This window comes from Nitrosospira multiformis (genome assembly GCF_900110185.1).
Taxonomy (GTDB): Bacteria; Pseudomonadota; Gammaproteobacteria; order Burkholderiales; family Nitrosomonadaceae; genus Nitrosospira; species Nitrosospira multiformis_A.
Map to the genome: position 1 here is coordinate 37,507 of NZ_FOCT01000019.1, position 15,937 is coordinate 53,443.

General features: G+C 51.6%; 19 protein-coding genes and 1 tRNA gene. 14 read left to right on the plus strand and 6 right to left on the minus strand.

The annotated features are described in order from the left end of the window. Positions 1-55: 55 nt before the first annotated feature. From BMY01_RS15590 to BMY01_RS15600, 3 genes are all read right to left on the minus strand, one after another. Positions 56-1,996: an AAA family ATPase gene (locus tag BMY01_RS15590; RefSeq protein ID WP_217638689.1), complete on the minus strand. Its 1,941-nt coding sequence runs from the start codon at positions 1,994-1,996 to the stop codon at positions 56-58. Between the two features lie 289 nt (positions 1,997-2,285). Continuing rightward, complete coding sequence (locus tag BMY01_RS15595; RefSeq protein ID WP_074749041.1) at positions 2,286-2,729, minus strand: nucleoside deaminase; 444 nt, start codon at positions 2,727-2,729, stop codon at positions 2,286-2,288. An 89-nt stretch (positions 2,730-2,818) separates the two neighbouring features. Further along, entirely contained in the window at positions 2,819-3,676 is an 858-nt protein-coding gene (locus BMY01_RS15600; protein WP_074749042.1) for a GNAT family N-acetyltransferase, read from the minus strand. 164 nt (positions 3,677-3,840) lie between these two features. Here BMY01_RS15600 and BMY01_RS15605 point away from each other — a divergent pair, with 164 nt between their 5' ends. Both BMY01_RS15605 and BMY01_RS15610 read left to right on the plus strand, forming a co-directional pair. Then, positions 3,841-4,596: a Mut7-C RNAse domain-containing protein gene (locus tag BMY01_RS15605; protein ID WP_074749043.1), complete on the plus strand. Its 756-nt coding sequence runs from the start codon at positions 3,841-3,843 to the stop codon at positions 4,594-4,596. Between the two features lie 230 nt (positions 4,597-4,826). Further along, positions 4,827-4,902 (plus strand) — tRNA-Lys (locus tag BMY01_RS15610). A 72-nt stretch (positions 4,903-4,974) separates the two neighbouring features. Here BMY01_RS15610 and BMY01_RS15615 read toward each other — a convergent pair. Together BMY01_RS15615 and BMY01_RS15620 are read right to left on the minus strand one after the other, a co-directional pair. Beyond that, on the minus strand, positions 4,975-6,162 hold the full coding sequence (locus tag BMY01_RS15615) for a tyrosine-type recombinase/integrase (RefSeq protein ID WP_074749044.1): 1,188 nt from the start codon (positions 6,160-6,162) through the stop codon (positions 4,975-4,977). A 5-nt stretch (positions 6,163-6,167) separates the two neighbouring features. Beyond that, positions 6,168-6,713, minus strand: coding sequence for a hypothetical protein (locus tag BMY01_RS15620; protein ID WP_139176958.1), 546 nt, complete (start codon positions 6,711-6,713; stop codon positions 6,168-6,170). Between the two features lie 180 nt (positions 6,714-6,893). Here BMY01_RS15620 and BMY01_RS17930 point away from each other — a divergent pair, with 180 nt between their 5' ends. The 11 genes from BMY01_RS17930 (at position 6,894) to BMY01_RS15675 (ending at position 13,685) form a co-directional block, all read left to right on the plus strand. Then, positions 6,894-7,262 (plus strand): helix-turn-helix transcriptional regulator, encoded by a 369-nt coding sequence (locus BMY01_RS17930; RefSeq protein ID WP_175463295.1) that lies wholly within the window; start codon positions 6,894-6,896, stop codon positions 7,260-7,262. After that, on the plus strand, positions 7,255-8,136 hold the full coding sequence (locus BMY01_RS15630) for a DUF7146 domain-containing protein (protein WP_217638690.1): 882 nt from the start codon (positions 7,255-7,257) through the stop codon (positions 8,134-8,136). The genes BMY01_RS17930 and BMY01_RS15630 overlap by 8 nt, the downstream gene beginning before the upstream one ends. After that, entirely contained in the window at positions 8,133-9,350 is a 1,218-nt protein-coding gene (locus tag BMY01_RS15635; protein ID WP_175463296.1) for an AAA family ATPase, read from the plus strand. Before BMY01_RS15630 ends, BMY01_RS15635 begins: the two co-directional genes overlap by 4 nt. 300 nt (positions 9,351-9,650) lie before the next feature. After that, positions 9,651-9,935: a hypothetical protein gene (locus BMY01_RS15640; RefSeq protein ID WP_139176959.1), complete on the plus strand. Its 285-nt coding sequence runs from the start codon at positions 9,651-9,653 to the stop codon at positions 9,933-9,935. Beyond that, the gene (locus BMY01_RS15645) at positions 9,932-10,465 is read left to right on the plus strand and encodes a hypothetical protein (protein ID WP_074749049.1); all 534 of its coding nucleotides are present in this window, start codon (positions 9,932-9,934) and stop codon (positions 10,463-10,465) included. Before BMY01_RS15640 ends, BMY01_RS15645 begins: the two co-directional genes overlap by 4 nt. 49 nt (positions 10,466-10,514) lie before the next feature. Next, complete coding sequence (locus tag BMY01_RS15650; RefSeq protein WP_302848436.1) at positions 10,515-10,808, plus strand: hypothetical protein; 294 nt, start codon at positions 10,515-10,517, stop codon at positions 10,806-10,808. Beyond that, positions 10,775-11,380, plus strand: coding sequence for a hypothetical protein (locus BMY01_RS15655; protein ID WP_139176960.1), 606 nt, complete (start codon positions 10,775-10,777; stop codon positions 11,378-11,380). The genes BMY01_RS15650 and BMY01_RS15655 overlap by 34 nt, the downstream gene beginning before the upstream one ends. Beyond that, positions 11,316-12,068, plus strand: coding sequence for a hypothetical protein (locus tag BMY01_RS15660; RefSeq protein ID WP_139176961.1), 753 nt, complete (start codon positions 11,316-11,318; stop codon positions 12,066-12,068). Before BMY01_RS15655 ends, BMY01_RS15660 begins: the two co-directional genes overlap by 65 nt. Before the next feature lie 242 nt (positions 12,069-12,310). Next, positions 12,311-12,628 carry a hypothetical protein gene (locus BMY01_RS15665; RefSeq protein WP_074749053.1) on the plus strand — a complete coding sequence of 106 codons (318 nt, stop codon included), beginning with the start codon at positions 12,311-12,313 and terminating at the stop codon, positions 12,626-12,628. 110 nt (positions 12,629-12,738) lie between these two features. After that, a complete protein-coding gene (locus BMY01_RS15670; protein ID WP_254772788.1) occupies positions 12,739-13,023 on the plus strand; it encodes a helix-turn-helix domain-containing protein in 285 nt (94 codons plus the stop codon). Between the two features lie 41 nt (positions 13,024-13,064). Next, entirely contained in the window at positions 13,065-13,685 is a 621-nt protein-coding gene (locus tag BMY01_RS15675) for a thermonuclease family protein (protein WP_254772789.1), read from the plus strand. Between the two features lie 75 nt (positions 13,686-13,760). Here BMY01_RS15675 and BMY01_RS15680 read toward each other — a convergent pair whose 3' ends face one another. Next, complete coding sequence (locus BMY01_RS15680) at positions 13,761-14,015, minus strand: HU family DNA-binding protein (RefSeq protein WP_439331413.1); 255 nt, start codon at positions 14,013-14,015, stop codon at positions 13,761-13,763. 755 nt (positions 14,016-14,770) lie between these two features. Between BMY01_RS15680 and BMY01_RS15690 the strand changes: the two genes are divergently transcribed. Continuing rightward, positions 14,771-15,313: a hypothetical protein gene (locus tag BMY01_RS15690; RefSeq protein ID WP_074749056.1), complete on the plus strand. Its 543-nt coding sequence runs from the start codon at positions 14,771-14,773 to the stop codon at positions 15,311-15,313. Positions 15,314-15,937: the final 624 nt, after the last annotated feature.

Genomic DNA, 15,937 nt, shown 5'->3' on the forward strand with positions numbered 1-15,937 from the left:
TGCAAATCGTCTTGCGATGGGACCAACAGCATTGGCAGCGATTCATTCGAGGCGATCAGTTTCGGATCAACTCTTGAAAGAGCTTCGCCCAGCGGGCAATGGTGCCAGCATCAAACGCACCGATGCCCTTTTTCAGCGCCTGTTCCTTGACGCGCTTTGCAACTTCAACTCTCCATTCATCCCGTAGCACTAGGTCCTGCGCTTCGGCCCAGGCCTGCACCTGCTCCACCACCGGCTTGCCGTTGACCAGGACATCCGCAAAGGCCGTGTCCGTATTCCTCTCCCAGCGGTCTATCACTTGTGCAAAAAACGGTGCAGGTATCAGATCTTCTGTCGTGGAATTGCTGAAGAGAACGTAATTATCCGTCGAAAAGATGCGCTCTTGCGCGTCGCTGTACAAATCCGCCTTCAATTCTGCATTGATTTGTTTTCCTGCTTCATCATCCCGCAGGACTACCTTGGGCAGCGTCTCGTCGCGCCCACTGATAATGCTTGCGATAACGCCTACCGTTTTGCTGGCGCCGGCCGGAGGAAAGAGCAGTTCGCGCTTCGGGGCTATTTTGTTTGCCCCAATGAGCAGTGTCTTGATGGTCGAGAGATAATATTGATCCGAGATGCGTTGCACGACGACCGGTTGGCAGCCCGTTACCATGCTCTCGGCAATATTCAGGTTCAACGCCGAGTGAACCACATAGGCGGCTCCCGCCTGCCGGACATCCTTTTCCACGCTACGAAGGTCGGACGTCACTTGCGTCGTTCCGCTCGCGGAAACATACACCTTGCGCGCGCGTCCCAGGTGCTCTGCATCCAGCAGGAATGGTGAATGGGTCGTGTAGAGGATTTTGTTGACTTTTGCAAGACTGTCAAAGAAGGCAAAAAGGTTGCGCTGCGCCAGGGGGTGCAGCGACAATCCAGGCTCGTCCAGCAACAAGACGGCGTTCTGGTGCTCACCCCCGCTTTCCACGAGGAAAACCAGATAAAAACTCAGAAACCACTGAAGCCCCGTGCTTCTGCTTTCGAGCTCAACTTCCTCCGGGCGGCGGTCATCGGAAACCCATATGCGGAAATGGCTTCCATCTGCTTCGAAGCGGAATTTGTAATCTCCTTGCTTCCACCAATTTCTGAACTTATCCGTCAGAAGCCCGCCTGCCGATTGCAGCAAGATGGAACGCTCCCTTTTCTTCATCGCGATTTCCCGGATTTCTTCTGCTGTGGGTTCACGACGACGGCCCTTGCGCCTTGGGAAGTCCCGCCCGAGTTCAAGGATTTCTCCCGGCTCGAGGCCTACGAATTTAAAAAGAACTCGCAATGTACGCGACTTGGCTGCTTCTCTGGGCCCAAGGTCAGTGCGTTGAAGATTCTGTACTACGTGGGGAAGATAGATTTCAGAATCGAGATTTCCGAATTCAGAGTAATAGACAAATTTCGGAAGGGAGTGGATTACGGTATTCACAACGTCCTCCGCGCCCTCCCCTGATGATCTCCTGATCTCGCCAAGCTCTTCCCGCCGGGGGAAGGAGATCGAATAATCCCCATTGAAGTATCGTTTTACAGCGATGAGGGAGGCCTCTTCGCTGGAGATCTCCAGCTTGCCGCAAAGCTCTTCTCCAAGCTCTCCTGCTTCAAATTCCGCCGTTATGAAGTGGAAGCTTTCGGGTGCCTGTCGCAGGGTGCCGAATTGTTTTTTCGGGTAGTCGGAAGCCGGCACAATCTCTCCCCCGACTGCCGGGTTCAACTTCCAGAGTGGAACCAGCAGGTTTGTCTTGCCGGATTCGTTCACGCCGATGAGGGCGGTAACGCTATCAACCTCAATCCAGCCACTGTTCTCTACCGAGCGAAAATTTGTGACCAGAAATCGGGTAAGGTGCATAGGGTGTATTATTCTGTCGTCTATTGCTTCTCCCATGATCGGGGTGTCAACAGTGCTGTCAATAGGGCTTTCAACGGGACTTTCGCTATTGCTTGTGACTTCCGCATGATCCTGAGGCTCTGGCATCTCTGGTATGTCTGATATTCGGGGAAGGAGCAGCATGTCTTGCAATGGTTGCTTATTCATAAAGTCTGTGTCTTTTTCTTTGGCAGGCAATATATGTATCGTCATTATAACTCTCTGATTGCTCAGGGCGGGTACTTAAAGAGCGTTTGTTGAGCCAGAATTTGCAATACTTTTCGACACTCTTGTCAACCCGCCAAAAAAGCCGCGGAACGCACGGCCACGTCTTACCTCCTTTTTCTTATCTCCTTGCTTCTTATTCTTTTTCTGCCTTCATTCTCAAGTTACAAAGCTAGGTGCCGTACAGTTCTGCGGGAGACAGGCCGAGATCGAGTCGAATGAGCGGCAGGGGTGGAGGCTCCAGTGACAGGCGCAGCTTCTGATAAGCCGCCTTGCTCGAAAAACCATAGGGTTCCGCATCATCGTTGTCGAAAGCGTAATAGACGGCATCCACTCCTGCTATCACCATGGTTGCCAGGCACATGGGGCACGGGTGACCGCTGGCGTAAACGATGCTGCCTCTCAGATCAGGACGACCGAGGTTCCGGCTGGCAGTGCGCACTGCCTCCATTTCTGCATGCGTGGTGGGATCATTGCTCTGCACGACGTCATTGACGCCGGTGGAAACGGCCTGCCCCTCGACAACGAGGACTGCGGCAAAGGGCCGGTTACCCCGTTCACGGTTGTTTTTGGCGAGACGCACTGCTTCCCGCAGGAATGTTTCATGTTGAGACATCTGGCCTCCTGTTTAACTTATCCGTTTGTATCGTCCGTGCCAACTGTCGCACCGATATGAATACGGCAAGCTCCTGGAATCCCTTCCCCTTAAAAAAGAATGGAGGGCAGAAAGAACCCCGAGGGTCGGTTGTAGAGGCCAAGACTCATCAGATTCATCGGTTGAACTACCCGAAGCCCCTGCTGCAGGCACCAGCGGAACAACTCGCTATTACGCGTGGGCAGAAGAAAGCCTGGGCCCACAAACGCGTCCGCGGCGCCGATCAGGGCCTTGAGCTCTTCATTGCTTTCTCCCACTGCATGCCCCATGAAGCCAATTAACGTCGCGTAACCGGTGATGCGGCCCCCGTATTCCACCACCATTGCGGTCTGCTGCGCAATCGCATGGCGCAATTCCTGCCCTCTATCGTGGCCGTGTATCTTTCGGCACAAGGAGTCGCACGCGTTTGCATCCTCCGCCCCTGCCGGACGGACATTGTAGCCGGAGATATCGATTTGCAGGGGTGCTCCCTGCAGAGTTGCCAATGGTTCCCGCACCTCAAACCCGAGCTTGGCGTAGAGGGAGAGGGAGCGGTTATTATATGCAGCTTGCACCAGCCGCACGCCCGCGAAATGTTTATTCCGGGCATGCTCCAGCACATCCTCCATCAGGCCTCGGCCCACCCTGCCGCTTTGGGCTTCCGGTGTTACCGTCAGTGGGCCAATGCCGGCAATGGCGGAATCCTGCCACAAGAAATTGCTGCCGATGATTCTTCCTTCGCTTTCAGCCATGGCTGAATATACATCGGGTCTCGAAAGCAACGCCAGGAGGAGATCACGCGCCACTTCGAACGAGGGAAAATCGGGTTCAAAACCATGCTGCTGAGAAATGGTCCTGAATGCTTCGTAGCAGATCATCCCCGCCGCCTCAGCATCCGCTAGGCGACCTTCCCGTATTCTGAATTGCATGTTTTCCCCGCTAATGGAATCACCTGATGGGCGATGAACAGCAGACGTGCGCGCAGTATGACGATGTTACTCCAGAAAAAGAGAACACTCTCGCGCAAACTGCCGTTGATACTCCAGGAAAGGGGTAATCATGCGCTTAAGCCTGAAAAGTGCAATACTGATTCATGGTTACCGCTACATTCCGTTTTTATGAGGAACTGAATGACTTTCTCGCTCCCGAGCGGCGCAAGCGGGAATTTTCCTGTCCCTGCGCTCGTGCAGCGACCACCAAGCATATGATCGAAGCACTGGGCGTGCCTCATACCGAAGTGGAACTGGTGCTGGTAAATGGAGAATCGGTGGGGTTCGACCGGATACTGGAGCATGGCGACCGGGTCGCGGTCTTTCCCAAATTCGAAATGGTCGATGTCACACCCTTGTTGCGAGTGCGTGAGCATCCCCTGCGGATAACACGCTTCATTGCAGATGCTCACTTGGGGGGGGTGGCGCATCTGTTGCGCATGACGGGTTTCGACACGCTGTACGACAATAATTATCACGACCGCCAGATCGAATTGCTCGCTGCCCAGGAAAAGCGCATCGTGCTCACCCGCGACCGGGAACTGCTCAAGCGGCGTTCGATTACGCATGGATGTTACGTGCGGACCTTGAAGCCGCCTGACCAGCTCTGCGAGATTTTCGATCGGTTGGACCTCGCACACAGCATCAAGCCTTTTACTTTATGCCTGAACTGCAATGCGCCTCTACGCCCTGTCGAGAAGGCCGTAGTGCTTGAGCGCCTGCCGCCTTCCGTACGCGAACGCTTCGACCATTTCAGCACGTGTGATATCTGTCAGCGGGTTTTCTGGGAGGGTTCGCACTGGCAACGCATGCGGACGATGCTGGAGGAGTGTATTAAGCCGAATCGATTTGCTGGATAACCGCTTACGTTGAGCAGCTGAATATTTCCCATCGGGAGGGGAAGCTCGATCTCCTGCTCATCCGGTCACAGCTTTTGATCACGTAATGGCCGGATCAAGTAATTGTACCATTCGAATTTCTTTCCGGATGTGGTAGGATTAGCACCCTCAGTTTGGGCAATACAGGACGAATTAGGTTTTGCCTCTGTCCCACTTGAGCCTGCAACTGAGAGTTCCGGTTCATTCAATCCGGGTCGTTAGCTCAGCTGGTAGAGCAGCGGACTCTTAATCCGTAGGTCGAGCGTTCGAATCGCTCACGACCCACCAGTATTCAAGCGGCTTTCCATGCTGGAAGCCGTTTTTCTTTTCCACGATTTGTGTAATTCCTGTGTAATTGTGTCAACTGGACTTGCGGTATCTCTCTGCAAGCCTATCCATTGCTGACTCGATATGTGCCCCGTTCTGATGACTGTATCGTTCTACCATGCTCAAATTTTTGTGCCCTGAAATACGTTTTATGGTTGGCAGATCCACTCCTGCTTGCACTAAATGAGTAATCGCAGTGTGACGTAGGGTATGCCTCACTACTGAAGTCGGGTCCAGGCCGGCTCGGATAACAACGCGTCGAAACGGTTTATCCAGGTTGACGGTATGTCCTTCTTTCGCTGCAGGAGACGGGAATAACCACGGTGTCCCCGGTTGAAGTGCCTCCACATACTTAATAAGAAAGTCGGCAAGGTAAGCTGTGATGGGTTGCTCACGTGCTCCCGCTTTTGCTTTCGGAATGGATATGCTCAATCGCTCGATATTGATATGGTCACGTCGAATGGCCAATATCTCGCTACGGCGCATACTGGTTTCCAATCCAATGAGAATGAAGGGATATATCTGGATATTCTGGTCTTCCTGCGCTGCTTTAAGAAGTCGTTTGATTTGATCTACCGTTAAATAGGTAATTCGACCATCATTCTCTTTCAAGCGCTTGATGGTGGCGGGCTTGTGATCCAGCCATCCCCACTCCACCGCTTTGGTAAAGAGATGGGATAGGGCAGCTAGTTCGCGATTCACAGTACCTGGTTTGGTTTTTCCTTTATAGAGCTGTGTGCCATCCTTAGTGACATTTCCCTGTACGTCTTCTTCCAATCGGTGTTTTTTGTAGCGCTCGATGTCAAAGGTGCTGATTTTTGACAGCGGCGTAGCGCCGAAGAATGGCGATAGATGCATACTCAGTCGGTATCGTTTCATCTTTAGGTCCTTGCCGCCTTCCTGCGCGAGCTTAGCCAGGTATTTATCTGCGGCTTCGACAAACCCCATTGCCGTCTTTCGCCCCTTCGGAAGATTGAGACGTCCCGATTTGGCGTCTTGCCTCGCTTTCTCGATAAACTCCTCCGCTTGGGTACGCGTCGTACCATCTGATTCACGTCCGATTACCCGGTGAATTCGTTGACCATCAACCATGATGTTGACGGAGAACACGCCATCCCCATTGGCTTGGCGTTCGAAAGTAATTCCCTGTTCGCTGATCTTCTTGCCGGCAGCAAGCTTGCGCATCGCTAAACGCGCCAGTTTTACAAATGTTTTAGCCATTTATGTCAAATCTCATCTATGTATCGAGGTTCGGAATGGATAACCAGAGCAGAGGAGGGCAGCCCAGTTCTCTGAAAGTATTCCCCGACTTTCCATCCTAAATCTTTCTCCGTAATTTCCTCGTCGCCATACTGTTCGAACTCTTTCCAGAGACTGTCCAACAATTCCCAACGGAAGCGGCGGGAGCCATCCTCATAGAAATCGAAAAGCGCTTTCCATTCATCCATTAATCTCCATATGCGCTCCTCCTTATAGTTGAGCAACTCGGGACATTTCTGAGCAAGCTTGACAAGTCTTTTTGGTGAACTGATGTCCCACAATGATTCCGCCATTTGAGCCAGATTGCTTCTTTCCCCTTTGCTTGCATTGACGACAAGCACCTCCTTTAAGCTCTGCTCAATTGACCATTCAATAAAGCTGGAAAGCGTGCGTCGTTGTTTTCTCGCGGCAAGTTCCGCCATATATCTCAGTTTCGGATCGAGCCTAACCGTGACGACCTCGGACCTCGAAAGCTTTCCACCCCCTTTTTTATGCCCTTTGTTCTCGCTCATCTCCAAAATCCTTCTGTTTGAAAGTTCCATAAGTTTCCATTTTTTTCCCCTACGTTAGGTAATGTAACACAATACATAGAAGTTATGTTAACTTGTGAGTTATATCTAAATACATAGGGAACTCCTTCCATGTCTTTCCCAATAATACGAAGAGATGTCCTGATTTTTCCTGATGGACGTATGGATACCGAAAATGCAGCGAGCTACGTGGGGTTATCCGTAAAAACGATGGCAACGAAGCGATGTGACGGTACGGGGCCGAAATTCGTGAAACGAGGACGGGTTTTCTATTTTAAAGAGGACCTGGATGATTGGGTGAACGAGAACGGAAAACTCAGCAGCACTGCGCAAGCACAAAAAAGACGCAATTTAGGAATTGTGGCAGCGCAAAAGGGGAAAAAGGATTTCTCTAATGGAAATCACGATGATTGGCTGAACGAGGACGGAAAACTCCGCAGAACGGCGCAAGCCCAAAAAAGACGCAATTTAGAAGTTGAGACAAAGCAACAGGCTAAAGGCCGCTTCTCAAATGGAAAGAACGATGAGTGATTTCATCTCGATTGAGCGGGAACCTGCAAACTCCAGCCCCAATATGGCAATCGATTGGTCCCGCTTCGCTTTTGGCAATCATCGGCTTGGGTGTCCCCATTGCGGACGGGGTAAGGACGACAAAACACTCGGGTTAACGATCAAGGGAAATCAGGCGGGGGTAGCACATTGCTTTCGTTGTAATTACGTGGAGACTTTTCGACCTGCGCTGCAGGACGGGTCTAACTTCACGGCTGGGATGAAACACATCCAAACAAGTCGAAAATTTCAAACATTATCAGAATACGGACAACAACTTTTCAATCAAACAAAGACGCTTCAGGGAGTTGGGCTGGATTACCTCAAGGCCCGGAAGTGCGTGATTCCTCCGAGGGACGGCGATCTCCGTTACCACCCCGCGTTAAAACACCCTAGTGGGTATGTCGGGCCGGCCCTGGTGGCATTGGTGACGGACACCGTTACAAATGAACCGATTACACTGCATCGCACCTGGATTAAATCGACTGGTAGTAAGGCAGATGTCGACCCGCCTCGTCTACTTCTATCCGGTCATCGGAAGGCAGGCGGTGTCATCCGGTTATGGCCTGATGCGAATGTCACACTGGGGTTAGGAGTGTGTGAAGGGATAGAAACGTCCCTTAGCCTGGCGCACGCGTTCACTCCTATGTGGAGTCTCGTGGATGCAGGTAACTTGGCATCTTTTCCAGCATTACCCGGGATCGAGGCATTGTTGATTGGAGCGGACAACGATGAGGCGGGGGCCAGGGCAGCCAGACAATGTGCAACGTGCTGGACAAAAACTGGCAAGTTTGTGCGCATCGTTATTCCTCCCCGGCAGTGCGATCTGAACGATGTGGCAATGGAGCCGAAATGAGTGTCGACCAAATACGACAACTTGTCGACTCAGCTCCACCCTTCACCATAGAGGGGGAGCAGGGAAGCGCCATGGCTCGGGCTGATGAGCTTGCTCCACCCTTATGGAAGCTTCCCTCTCCGATCACGGTTCAGGAATTTCAGAACGCACGGATCACACCGGATTGCATCATCGAAAAACTACTGTATGCCGATGTGGGGTTGCTCATCGCACCAGGCGGGACAGGAAAAACCACGCTGATACTTCACATGGCAATCCACATCGTTTTAGGCATTCCTTTGTTCGGCCTTCGGATCTTCAAACCTGGCCCAGTGCTCATCATAACAGCAGAGGATAGCCGGGAAATGCTTGTGGCCCGACTACGAGCCCTTGCTGACGCAATGGGACTGAACGAGGCAGAAAGGACAAAGGTGATGCAAGGAGTGCTCCTGAGCGATGTATCAGGGCAAGGTTTTCGAGTAACCGAGATCCGGGACGAGGTAGTAAGACCAGCCGCAGAAGAAGTAGATGCCCTGATTCAAGGGTGCCAGACACTGCGACCTGTTCTGGTGGTAATCGATCCTGCAGTTTCATTTGGTGTAGGGGAGAGCCGAGTCAACGACGCGGAACAGGGTTTGATTGAAGCAGCGCGCCGGCTGAAGAGAATGATTGGATGCTGCATCTTATATGTTCATCACTCCGGCAAGCAAAATGCTCGCGACAGGGCAAAAGATCAGTATGCAGGACGCGGCGGCAGCGCTTTTGCAGATGGTTCGAGAATGGTACTTGTATTACAGAACGTATCTCCGGATGAATGGCATGCAGCAACGGACAGGGATCTCGAGGAAGGTGAAACTGGCCTGATCCTTGCCCGTCCTAAAATAAGCTATTGCGCCCCACAGGATGAAATCCTGATTTGCCGCAGTGGATACCGGTTTGAGCGTATTGAGCGGATAAAGGTCACAAAGCAGATGGAACAGGAAAGTGCCGAAGATCGGGTACTCCAGTTCCTTACCGAGCAACTCGGAGCAGGGAAGTACTATAACAAAAGTACGTTGGAAGCTCACGATCTGCGTTTGCCGCGTGCAGAAATCCGAGAAGCTGTGGATCGATTGCTTGCATCAGGTCGGTTAACCCAGGAAGATTGGCCCGCTGAAAAAAAATCTGGTCGCGGCGGTGCACGCACTTATTTACATCCCATGGCGTCAGTCAAGTATGGTGAACACAGATCCTGAATGACTAATCCTCCCTCACTCAAAATAATCATCTTTGGTTCGCCGCCGCCTATAGGGAAATCAACGGCGGCGGACCAAAAGTCCCCTGCCGATGACCCTTTTTTCCTCAGGTTCGCCAAAAGACACGGCGGACCAACGGCGAGGCTGGCGGACCAAAAAATGTCCCCAAACCGAACAATAGTCAGAGGCGTAACACAACAATGAAGAGTGCCGGAGGCAAAGTACGACCCGTGGCAATTGCTCACGCTCATTGATAAGGCAGGGACGAGCGATATTTATTAATGCCAATACAGGAGGGGCATGCTAATGGACGGCGGGTCCAACGTAAATTATTCGCTGGAAGCTCTTGAGGAGCAAGGAAAACTGCTTAACCCTACCCCCCCTAAAATCGACCTTCACGATGCTCATGCCCTGAGACGGGAACTTGCTTCTGTTTATCGGGATATGCGGGCTGGAAGGATAGAGACACAGGATGGAACCCGATTAGCCTATGTTCTCGATTTGATTCGCAAAGCGTTCGAAACCGAGGATATCAAGAAGCGCATCGAACTCATCGAGCAGACCCTCGAACGGAGGAAGTCATGAACGATCCTACATCAAAGATGTACGCTCACCTCACGCCGGTAGAACTCGCGCCATTGGCGGTGAAGTACATGGTCGCCGGGGATGAGCGTGAGCTTGCGAGAATCAGGAGCGCTTGTCCTCTTAAGACTTACACAATGCAGGACAGCGCCTATATCGACAGGATAGAGAGCTTCTTACGGATGGCGAATGCCTGGGGGCTGCTTTACTGGCAATATCAGCATGAACGGATGCGAGCAGCTCTTTGTATGTTAATTACGCTATCCAAAGGAATAGAAACGGAAGAAGCGGAGCACGAAATGGAAGGTCGCCGCTTTACATTGAATTTCGCTGAGAGCTGTCTCCTGGCAATTGATATTGCTCTTGATGAAGTTTGCGCTGCTCGTGGTTTCGATGCGGCCGATGCGCGAAAAATAGTGGATGCCAAAGTCTTCGTGCCGCGTAAAAGCAGTCAGGGTCAAGCTGTACCGGATACTGAAACCGTCGCAAAGGTTAAAGAATTGTTGCTTTGCATTCTGATGGACAGGAATTGAAACGGCATTTGTGAAAACTTTGTAGAGCCAACGAGCTTGGGGAATTGACATCGTTGCCAAGACGCAGGCCTTGATCCATACTTTCGTCAAGACTTTTGAAAACAAGGCACCGGAGTTCAAGGATGACAGATACGACTTCAACAGAAGAGAATTCATCGGGGGATTGGGTCAGCCCTTGGACCGGCGAGCGTTTCAGCGCGGCCAAGTCAAGGAATGGGACGAGCGGCGGGAGCGGGTGAGGCAACAAGTCGTCGCGGCATACTCATTAAGTCCCTTATATCAAGCGAAAGCGGCGAAAGACCCGGAATTTTGGAACAAGTTCGACTGTATGGGCAGAGTCTAGTATCGCAGGGCAATCTCGATCAGTTATTCTCCCGTCCGGGACCCACAAAAGCCACCTTCCAGGGTGGCTTTTCTGTTTCTGGACTCCCAAGATCGCAGATTCGCGCGATCACTGGTGCAATCGCCGCCAGGTGGAAGAACGCCCCTGAAATCGTCATCGTCGAGAACATGGGCGATCCGGCCGTACCCGAAGCCGTGCACATGGAAAATGCCCTCCAGATGTCGGGTGGAGCAAGCGGTACCCCCCGCGCCTTCATCGCTGGCAACAGGGTCTACATCGTTGCATCCGAGATCGGAAGCACGAAAGAGCTGATCGAGGCCCTGTTCCATGAATCACTCGGCCATTTCGGTCTGCGCGGACTCTACGGCGCCGACCTGAACTGGATTCTGAGACAGATCGCAGCATTGCGCCGTGGCGATGTAGAAGCGATGGCCAGACGCTACGGGCTGGATGTCAGGATCGAGGCCCAGCGGCTGAAAGCAGCGGAAGAAGTGCTGGTGCACAGATATGCAGCCAGCAGATTGCTTATTTGTTCAGTTGGGCATCGACATTGCCGCGACAGAGAAACGTAGTCCATCGATCCTAAGCAAGAAGCTGGAACCAGGGCAGACTGTGGTTGTGGATGGAGTGCCGATAAGCCATTGGGAACAATGGAAGACATTTATAAGCGAATATGAGCTTGTCTGTAGAGCAATTCCGCCATTTGACCGCCCGTTACTAGTGTGTATTGTCTATGGTGTTGAGCGCTCAGCCCTCCCGAAGGGAGACATTACTCTCGGGATCGCTATATGGGAAGGAGTATTGTCGGAAATAGACATGATTGCCTATGCAGGTTCGAGAGTCCGGGAAAGAGGTATGAAGGGCGTGCATGGTCAATTGATCGCTACGACTGTAGCCAGACTTGCACAGTGGGATGTGGTTGCTGCCGATTTGCTGCTGGACGCGGAGACTAGAGAACTTTTCTTGCCTGAAAGAATCCTCGGTGAACTAGCTGACTCTTATGGATGGACGAAGGAACGGCCACCATCATGGAGTAGCGGAACAGTTGATATTTTTGACGGGCGACGCCAGATCCATTCGGCGTTTCTGTCTCTTAACGACCCAACGAAAGAAGTAAGGATGCGCGTTTGGAGTAGCCAAGCTTCCTCGCTACTACCATTAATCGAATTACACCGCCGGTCACTTGTTCGGAAAATACGCCACCGGCTAAAGCTCCCTGTGCAGATCGATGCGATGGTGAACAGATCAATGACGCCTTAGATTTGGAGATCGGGTACTTGGCATATTTCGCGAGGCAATCGCATATTGATCCTAGCATTCGAGCAAAGCTTATAAAACTCAGAAACGTGCGAAATGCTCTTGCACACTTGAATGTTTTGGATGCCGGTATAGCGTTAGATCCAGATCTCCTAGTTTTGCCGCAATAGCTATTTGGCAAGAGTACGAGGGGAACTTTCATAATCCGCGCGTGGCTGCGCGAGAACATTCCCGGCTTTGCAAAGATGAAGCTGTCGGACGGGGAGATCATCGAGAACTACCTGCTGCCGGCAAGGCGGTTCGTGGAAGGGGCGACGGAAAAACGCAAAGGCCGCGATTGGCTAGAGAACTCAGGCGGATATAATTCCCGCCAGCCTCAAGCCAAGGCGACCCTTGACGCTACGCCAGCGTATAATCGGGCCTCGGTACGACTCGGTTCCCCAAGTCTCTTGAAAAGTCCTCCCGCTGGCGTAGGCGCCAGATTCGCCCAAATGGCGAGAAGTGTCAAGGGTGAGGTCAGGACCGCCGGTACGCCAGCGGTCATTACCATCTCTATCTTCTGAAGTATGACGTGTGGAGTTGATCGAGAAGCGGTTGAAGGCAGTGCTCGCCCGCTATCGGGTAAATGGGAGATCATGATGACACAAGAAGGCCATCCTCGAGGTACGACAATGTGCTGGCCGACCTCGGCTTTGACGACGCGGAGGAGCTGTCGGCGAAGACGGTCCTCGCGGTCAAGCTGAACGAACTGATCGACAAGCGGGGCTTAAATCAGACAGAAGCTGCCCGCCTCACCGGCATGACGCAGCCGAAAGTGTCCCAGGTTCGGCGCTACAAGCTACAGAACATTTCGCTCGAACGCCTGATGCAGGCACTGGTCTCGCTCGATCAGCATGTTGAGATAGTTGTTCGGCCCGCGCATGGGACGCACGCGGCTGGCATCAGGGTAACCGCGTAATGCCGCGGGCCGGATTAGAGTTAAGCCGGTTAATAATTGGCTTGGCTGTCTATATCTTATGCACTTGCCTCGCTCACGCAGAAATACTAAGGGGTCGAGTCGTCAAGATCGCCGATGGCGACACCGTCACAGTCCTCGATGAGTCAAAACATCAACACAAGGTAAGCCTTATAGGCATCGATGCACCCGAGCGCAAGCAGCCGTTCCGCACGGTATCCCGGCAAAACCTGGCTGATCTGGTATTTGGCAAGGAAGTTGCCGTGGAGTGGCACAAGCAAGACCGCTATCAGCGTGTTTTGGGAAAAGTGCTGCTGAATGGACAGGACGTGAACCTTAAACAGATCAAGGCGGGACTGGCATGGCATTACGCACAGTATGACAAAGATCTGCGGCTGGCTGATAAGCGGCTTTATGCCGAGGCCCAGAAGTCTCAGCCAGTCTCAAGGGCATTGGGCTGTGGAGTGATTCGATACCAGTCGCACCTGGCACAGGATCGGTGGCAGAATAATGTCCGGTATAGCTTGATTGTCAGTATCGAAGTGCCAGATGAGTCCGTGGATATTTATTCCGTGATTGAGAGCATTATCCCAGCTCAGGTCCAGGTCGTGTGGGATAAGGATTTCATCCCGCTTCAAGACGATTTGGCTAAGTCATTCCGATGAATGCTTGAATGATCATTGCTTTCGAAGCACTGCAAGGCTTGCTAGCTTTCTACTTTCTGCCGTTCACAGCAGCCTTTAGCGTTGCCCCGGGTTTGAATGCGCAACCTTCGATGCGGCAATCTTCAATTTTTCGCCGGTCTTGGGATTGCGGCCCGTTCGCTCGCCGCGCTCACGCACTTCAAATGTGCCAAAACCGGGCAATGTTATCGATTCCCCTTTTTGTAGCGTTTCCGAAATGACTTCCTGTAGCGCGCGAACGGCGCGCTCGGTCTCAGCTTTGCTGGAGTCGGTCTGGGCGGCAATCGCCTCAATGAGTTCGTTTTTGTTCATGGTTTGATGTCTCCGTTTTTGCGTTGTTCGCTGATGTGCGAGGAAGAGCTTTCCTATCGGAAGCTCTCAAGGTTGATTGATGGAGGGAGAATTGTCGCACGTGAAATAAGAAAACTTATTTATAAATAAGGAGAAATAACGTTGGACGTTTTTTACTACTGGAAAGAATTTGAGGAAAATGTCAAAAAGGATATGTTGGGCAGATTCGTTTCCAGCAGGGAGCAACTTCAAAAGCTGGAAGGCCGCGACCCTGATTATATTTGGGCATTCATCATTCCGAAGGGATTTGGGGGACAGCGAGGCAAAAGTGATTGCAAGTTAAAGCTCCTTGCCAGGTTAAAGTGGTCCGATACGCCGCCTCCTTGATTGAGGCCAACGGAAAAGAAAAAACCAGTGTCAGAGATTTACTATAACCTCGAAGCTGTCGATTCCATTCTCTATGAGGATACCGATTCAGTTGAAGCACTCGACCTTGTTACCAGCCTGATAAGGTCGAAATACCCGAGGGCGTTCAAGCCGAGGTTTCATGTGCGAATGGCGTACAAGTTATGGAGAAGGATCTTGTAGACAAATTTCGCAAAGAAACTGCTCATTATCCAGGTATGCAGTTTTTAACTGGAATAGCCGAACTGAGATCCAAGTAATGAATATGACAAAGATGGGCAGGCTGCCCTGAGAGCATGATTAAGCCATATATGGGTAGCTGACGAAGCAACATGACACAACAATGAGCAGGACATTACAGGGAGCAGAAAATGAAGACAGCAGAACAAGTGCGAATCCTCTCGAAAATTACTACCCACAACAAGGCGGGAAAGCATTTTACGGAAATCTATAACACTAATGATTTGGCGGAATTGGAGGCAGAAGGGCTAATAGCAATTAGCCGTCCCATAAATGAAACTACCGGAATTCCATACCCTGAAGAGCATTGGACGGTAAGAGCTACCGAAGATGGACTTGCCCTGGTTGAGGCCTATCCTGAATACCGGGAGTGGGCGACAGGAGGCCGCTTGCCAATCAGATTTGCGGTTGTTCAATCGGGTTACTACGTTTTCGGCACAGGATTTACCCGCAACGAGGCATTCATGAATGCTACAAGATGGATGGTGGATGAGCGTGGAAACATCGGCGGGCTCTCACCAGAGGCAGTAAAAAGTATGATCGTCCAAACCGAAGGCCATGTGAATGGTGATTTGATTCTGCTGTCTGCCGACCATGAGAATTTCGACTCATACTTGGAGGAGCAAGGCGGATTTGAACAAATTGATGGGGTCTGGTACGCAAGCCGTAATTAACGATGTAAATCACAATCGGTTGGGAAAATACGCTCCGAGAATTGATGACTGCAAAATGACTCTGATGAGGTACGTAAAGTCCGCCATCCCGCCTGAAGCTGTCGTCCCGGCCACCCGGTAACGATCTCTTTTTCAAATCAATTGAATATTTTATCGCCGGAGAAAATCTTCCCCACTTTTCCCCGTTTGCCGCTGTCACAGGCCATGGCGAGCGAGAAGGGTATTGCCAGCTATTGCCCGCAAGCGCGAGCCTCAAGGCAGATAAGGCAGGGAGGACCATGCCGCGCTATCCGCATTCCAGTTATGAGCTGAAAGAGTCCGAGTTGCTGCTCATGTCGGATGTAAGCTGTCATCCTTCGATGGCCGCTATTTCGGGCCACTGGAGATAGGGCGGGTGAAGGGGGTGATTAAGCCCTTGGTCACTTTCTGAGTTCCTTCAATTTTAGGCAAAAAATGGAATAACCATTTTTAAAAATGTGATGAAGAACTCTCAGTGTCCTTCATTCTCCAGTAAGTCCCATCAGTTCCCTCGGAGGCGCGAACTTTCCCATCACACCGATATGTGATAAAAATCATGCATCATATCCTTGGAGGATGTATGAGGACCGTACAAAAAACTATCAC

Excerpts from the sequence above, each read along its gene's own strand:
- BMY01_RS15590 (WP_217638689.1), bottom strand. The coding sequence starts at position 1,996 with ATGCCAGAGCCTCAGGATCATGCGGAAGTCACAAGCAATAGCGAAAGT.
- BMY01_RS15595 (WP_074749041.1), bottom strand. The coding sequence starts at position 2,729 with ATGTCTCAACATGAAACATTCCTGCGGGAAGCAGTGCGTCTCGCCAAA.
- BMY01_RS15600 (WP_074749042.1), bottom strand. The coding sequence starts at position 3,676 with ATGCAATTCAGAATACGGGAAGGTCGCCTAGCGGATGCTGAGGCGGCG.
- BMY01_RS15605 (WP_074749043.1), top strand. The coding sequence starts at position 3,841 with ATGGTTACCGCTACATTCCGTTTTTATGAGGAACTGAATGACTTTCTC.
- BMY01_RS15615 (WP_074749044.1), bottom strand. The coding sequence starts at position 6,162 with ATGGCTAAAACATTTGTAAAACTGGCGCGTTTAGCGATGCGCAAGCTT.
- BMY01_RS15620 (WP_139176958.1), bottom strand. The coding sequence starts at position 6,713 with ATGAGCGAGAACAAAGGGCATAAAAAAGGGGGTGGAAAGCTTTCGAGG.
- BMY01_RS17930 (WP_175463295.1), top strand. The coding sequence starts at position 6,894 with ATGGATACCGAAAATGCAGCGAGCTACGTGGGGTTATCCGTAAAAACG.
- BMY01_RS15630 (WP_217638690.1), top strand. The coding sequence starts at position 7,255 with ATGAGTGATTTCATCTCGATTGAGCGGGAACCTGCAAACTCCAGCCCC.
- BMY01_RS15635 (WP_175463296.1), top strand. The coding sequence starts at position 8,133 with ATGAGTGTCGACCAAATACGACAACTTGTCGACTCAGCTCCACCCTTC.
- BMY01_RS15640 (WP_139176959.1), top strand. The coding sequence starts at position 9,651 with ATGCTAATGGACGGCGGGTCCAACGTAAATTATTCGCTGGAAGCTCTT.
- BMY01_RS15645 (WP_074749049.1), top strand. The coding sequence starts at position 9,932 with ATGAACGATCCTACATCAAAGATGTACGCTCACCTCACGCCGGTAGAA.
- BMY01_RS15660 (WP_139176961.1), top strand. The coding sequence starts at position 11,316 with ATGCAGCCAGCAGATTGCTTATTTGTTCAGTTGGGCATCGACATTGCC.
- BMY01_RS15665 (WP_074749053.1), top strand. The coding sequence starts at position 12,311 with ATGAAGCTGTCGGACGGGGAGATCATCGAGAACTACCTGCTGCCGGCA.
- BMY01_RS15680 (WP_439331413.1), bottom strand. The coding sequence starts at position 14,015 with ATGAACAAAAACGAACTCATTGAGGCGATTGCCGCCCAGACCGACTCC.
- BMY01_RS15690 (WP_074749056.1), top strand. The coding sequence starts at position 14,771 with ATGAAGACAGCAGAACAAGTGCGAATCCTCTCGAAAATTACTACCCAC.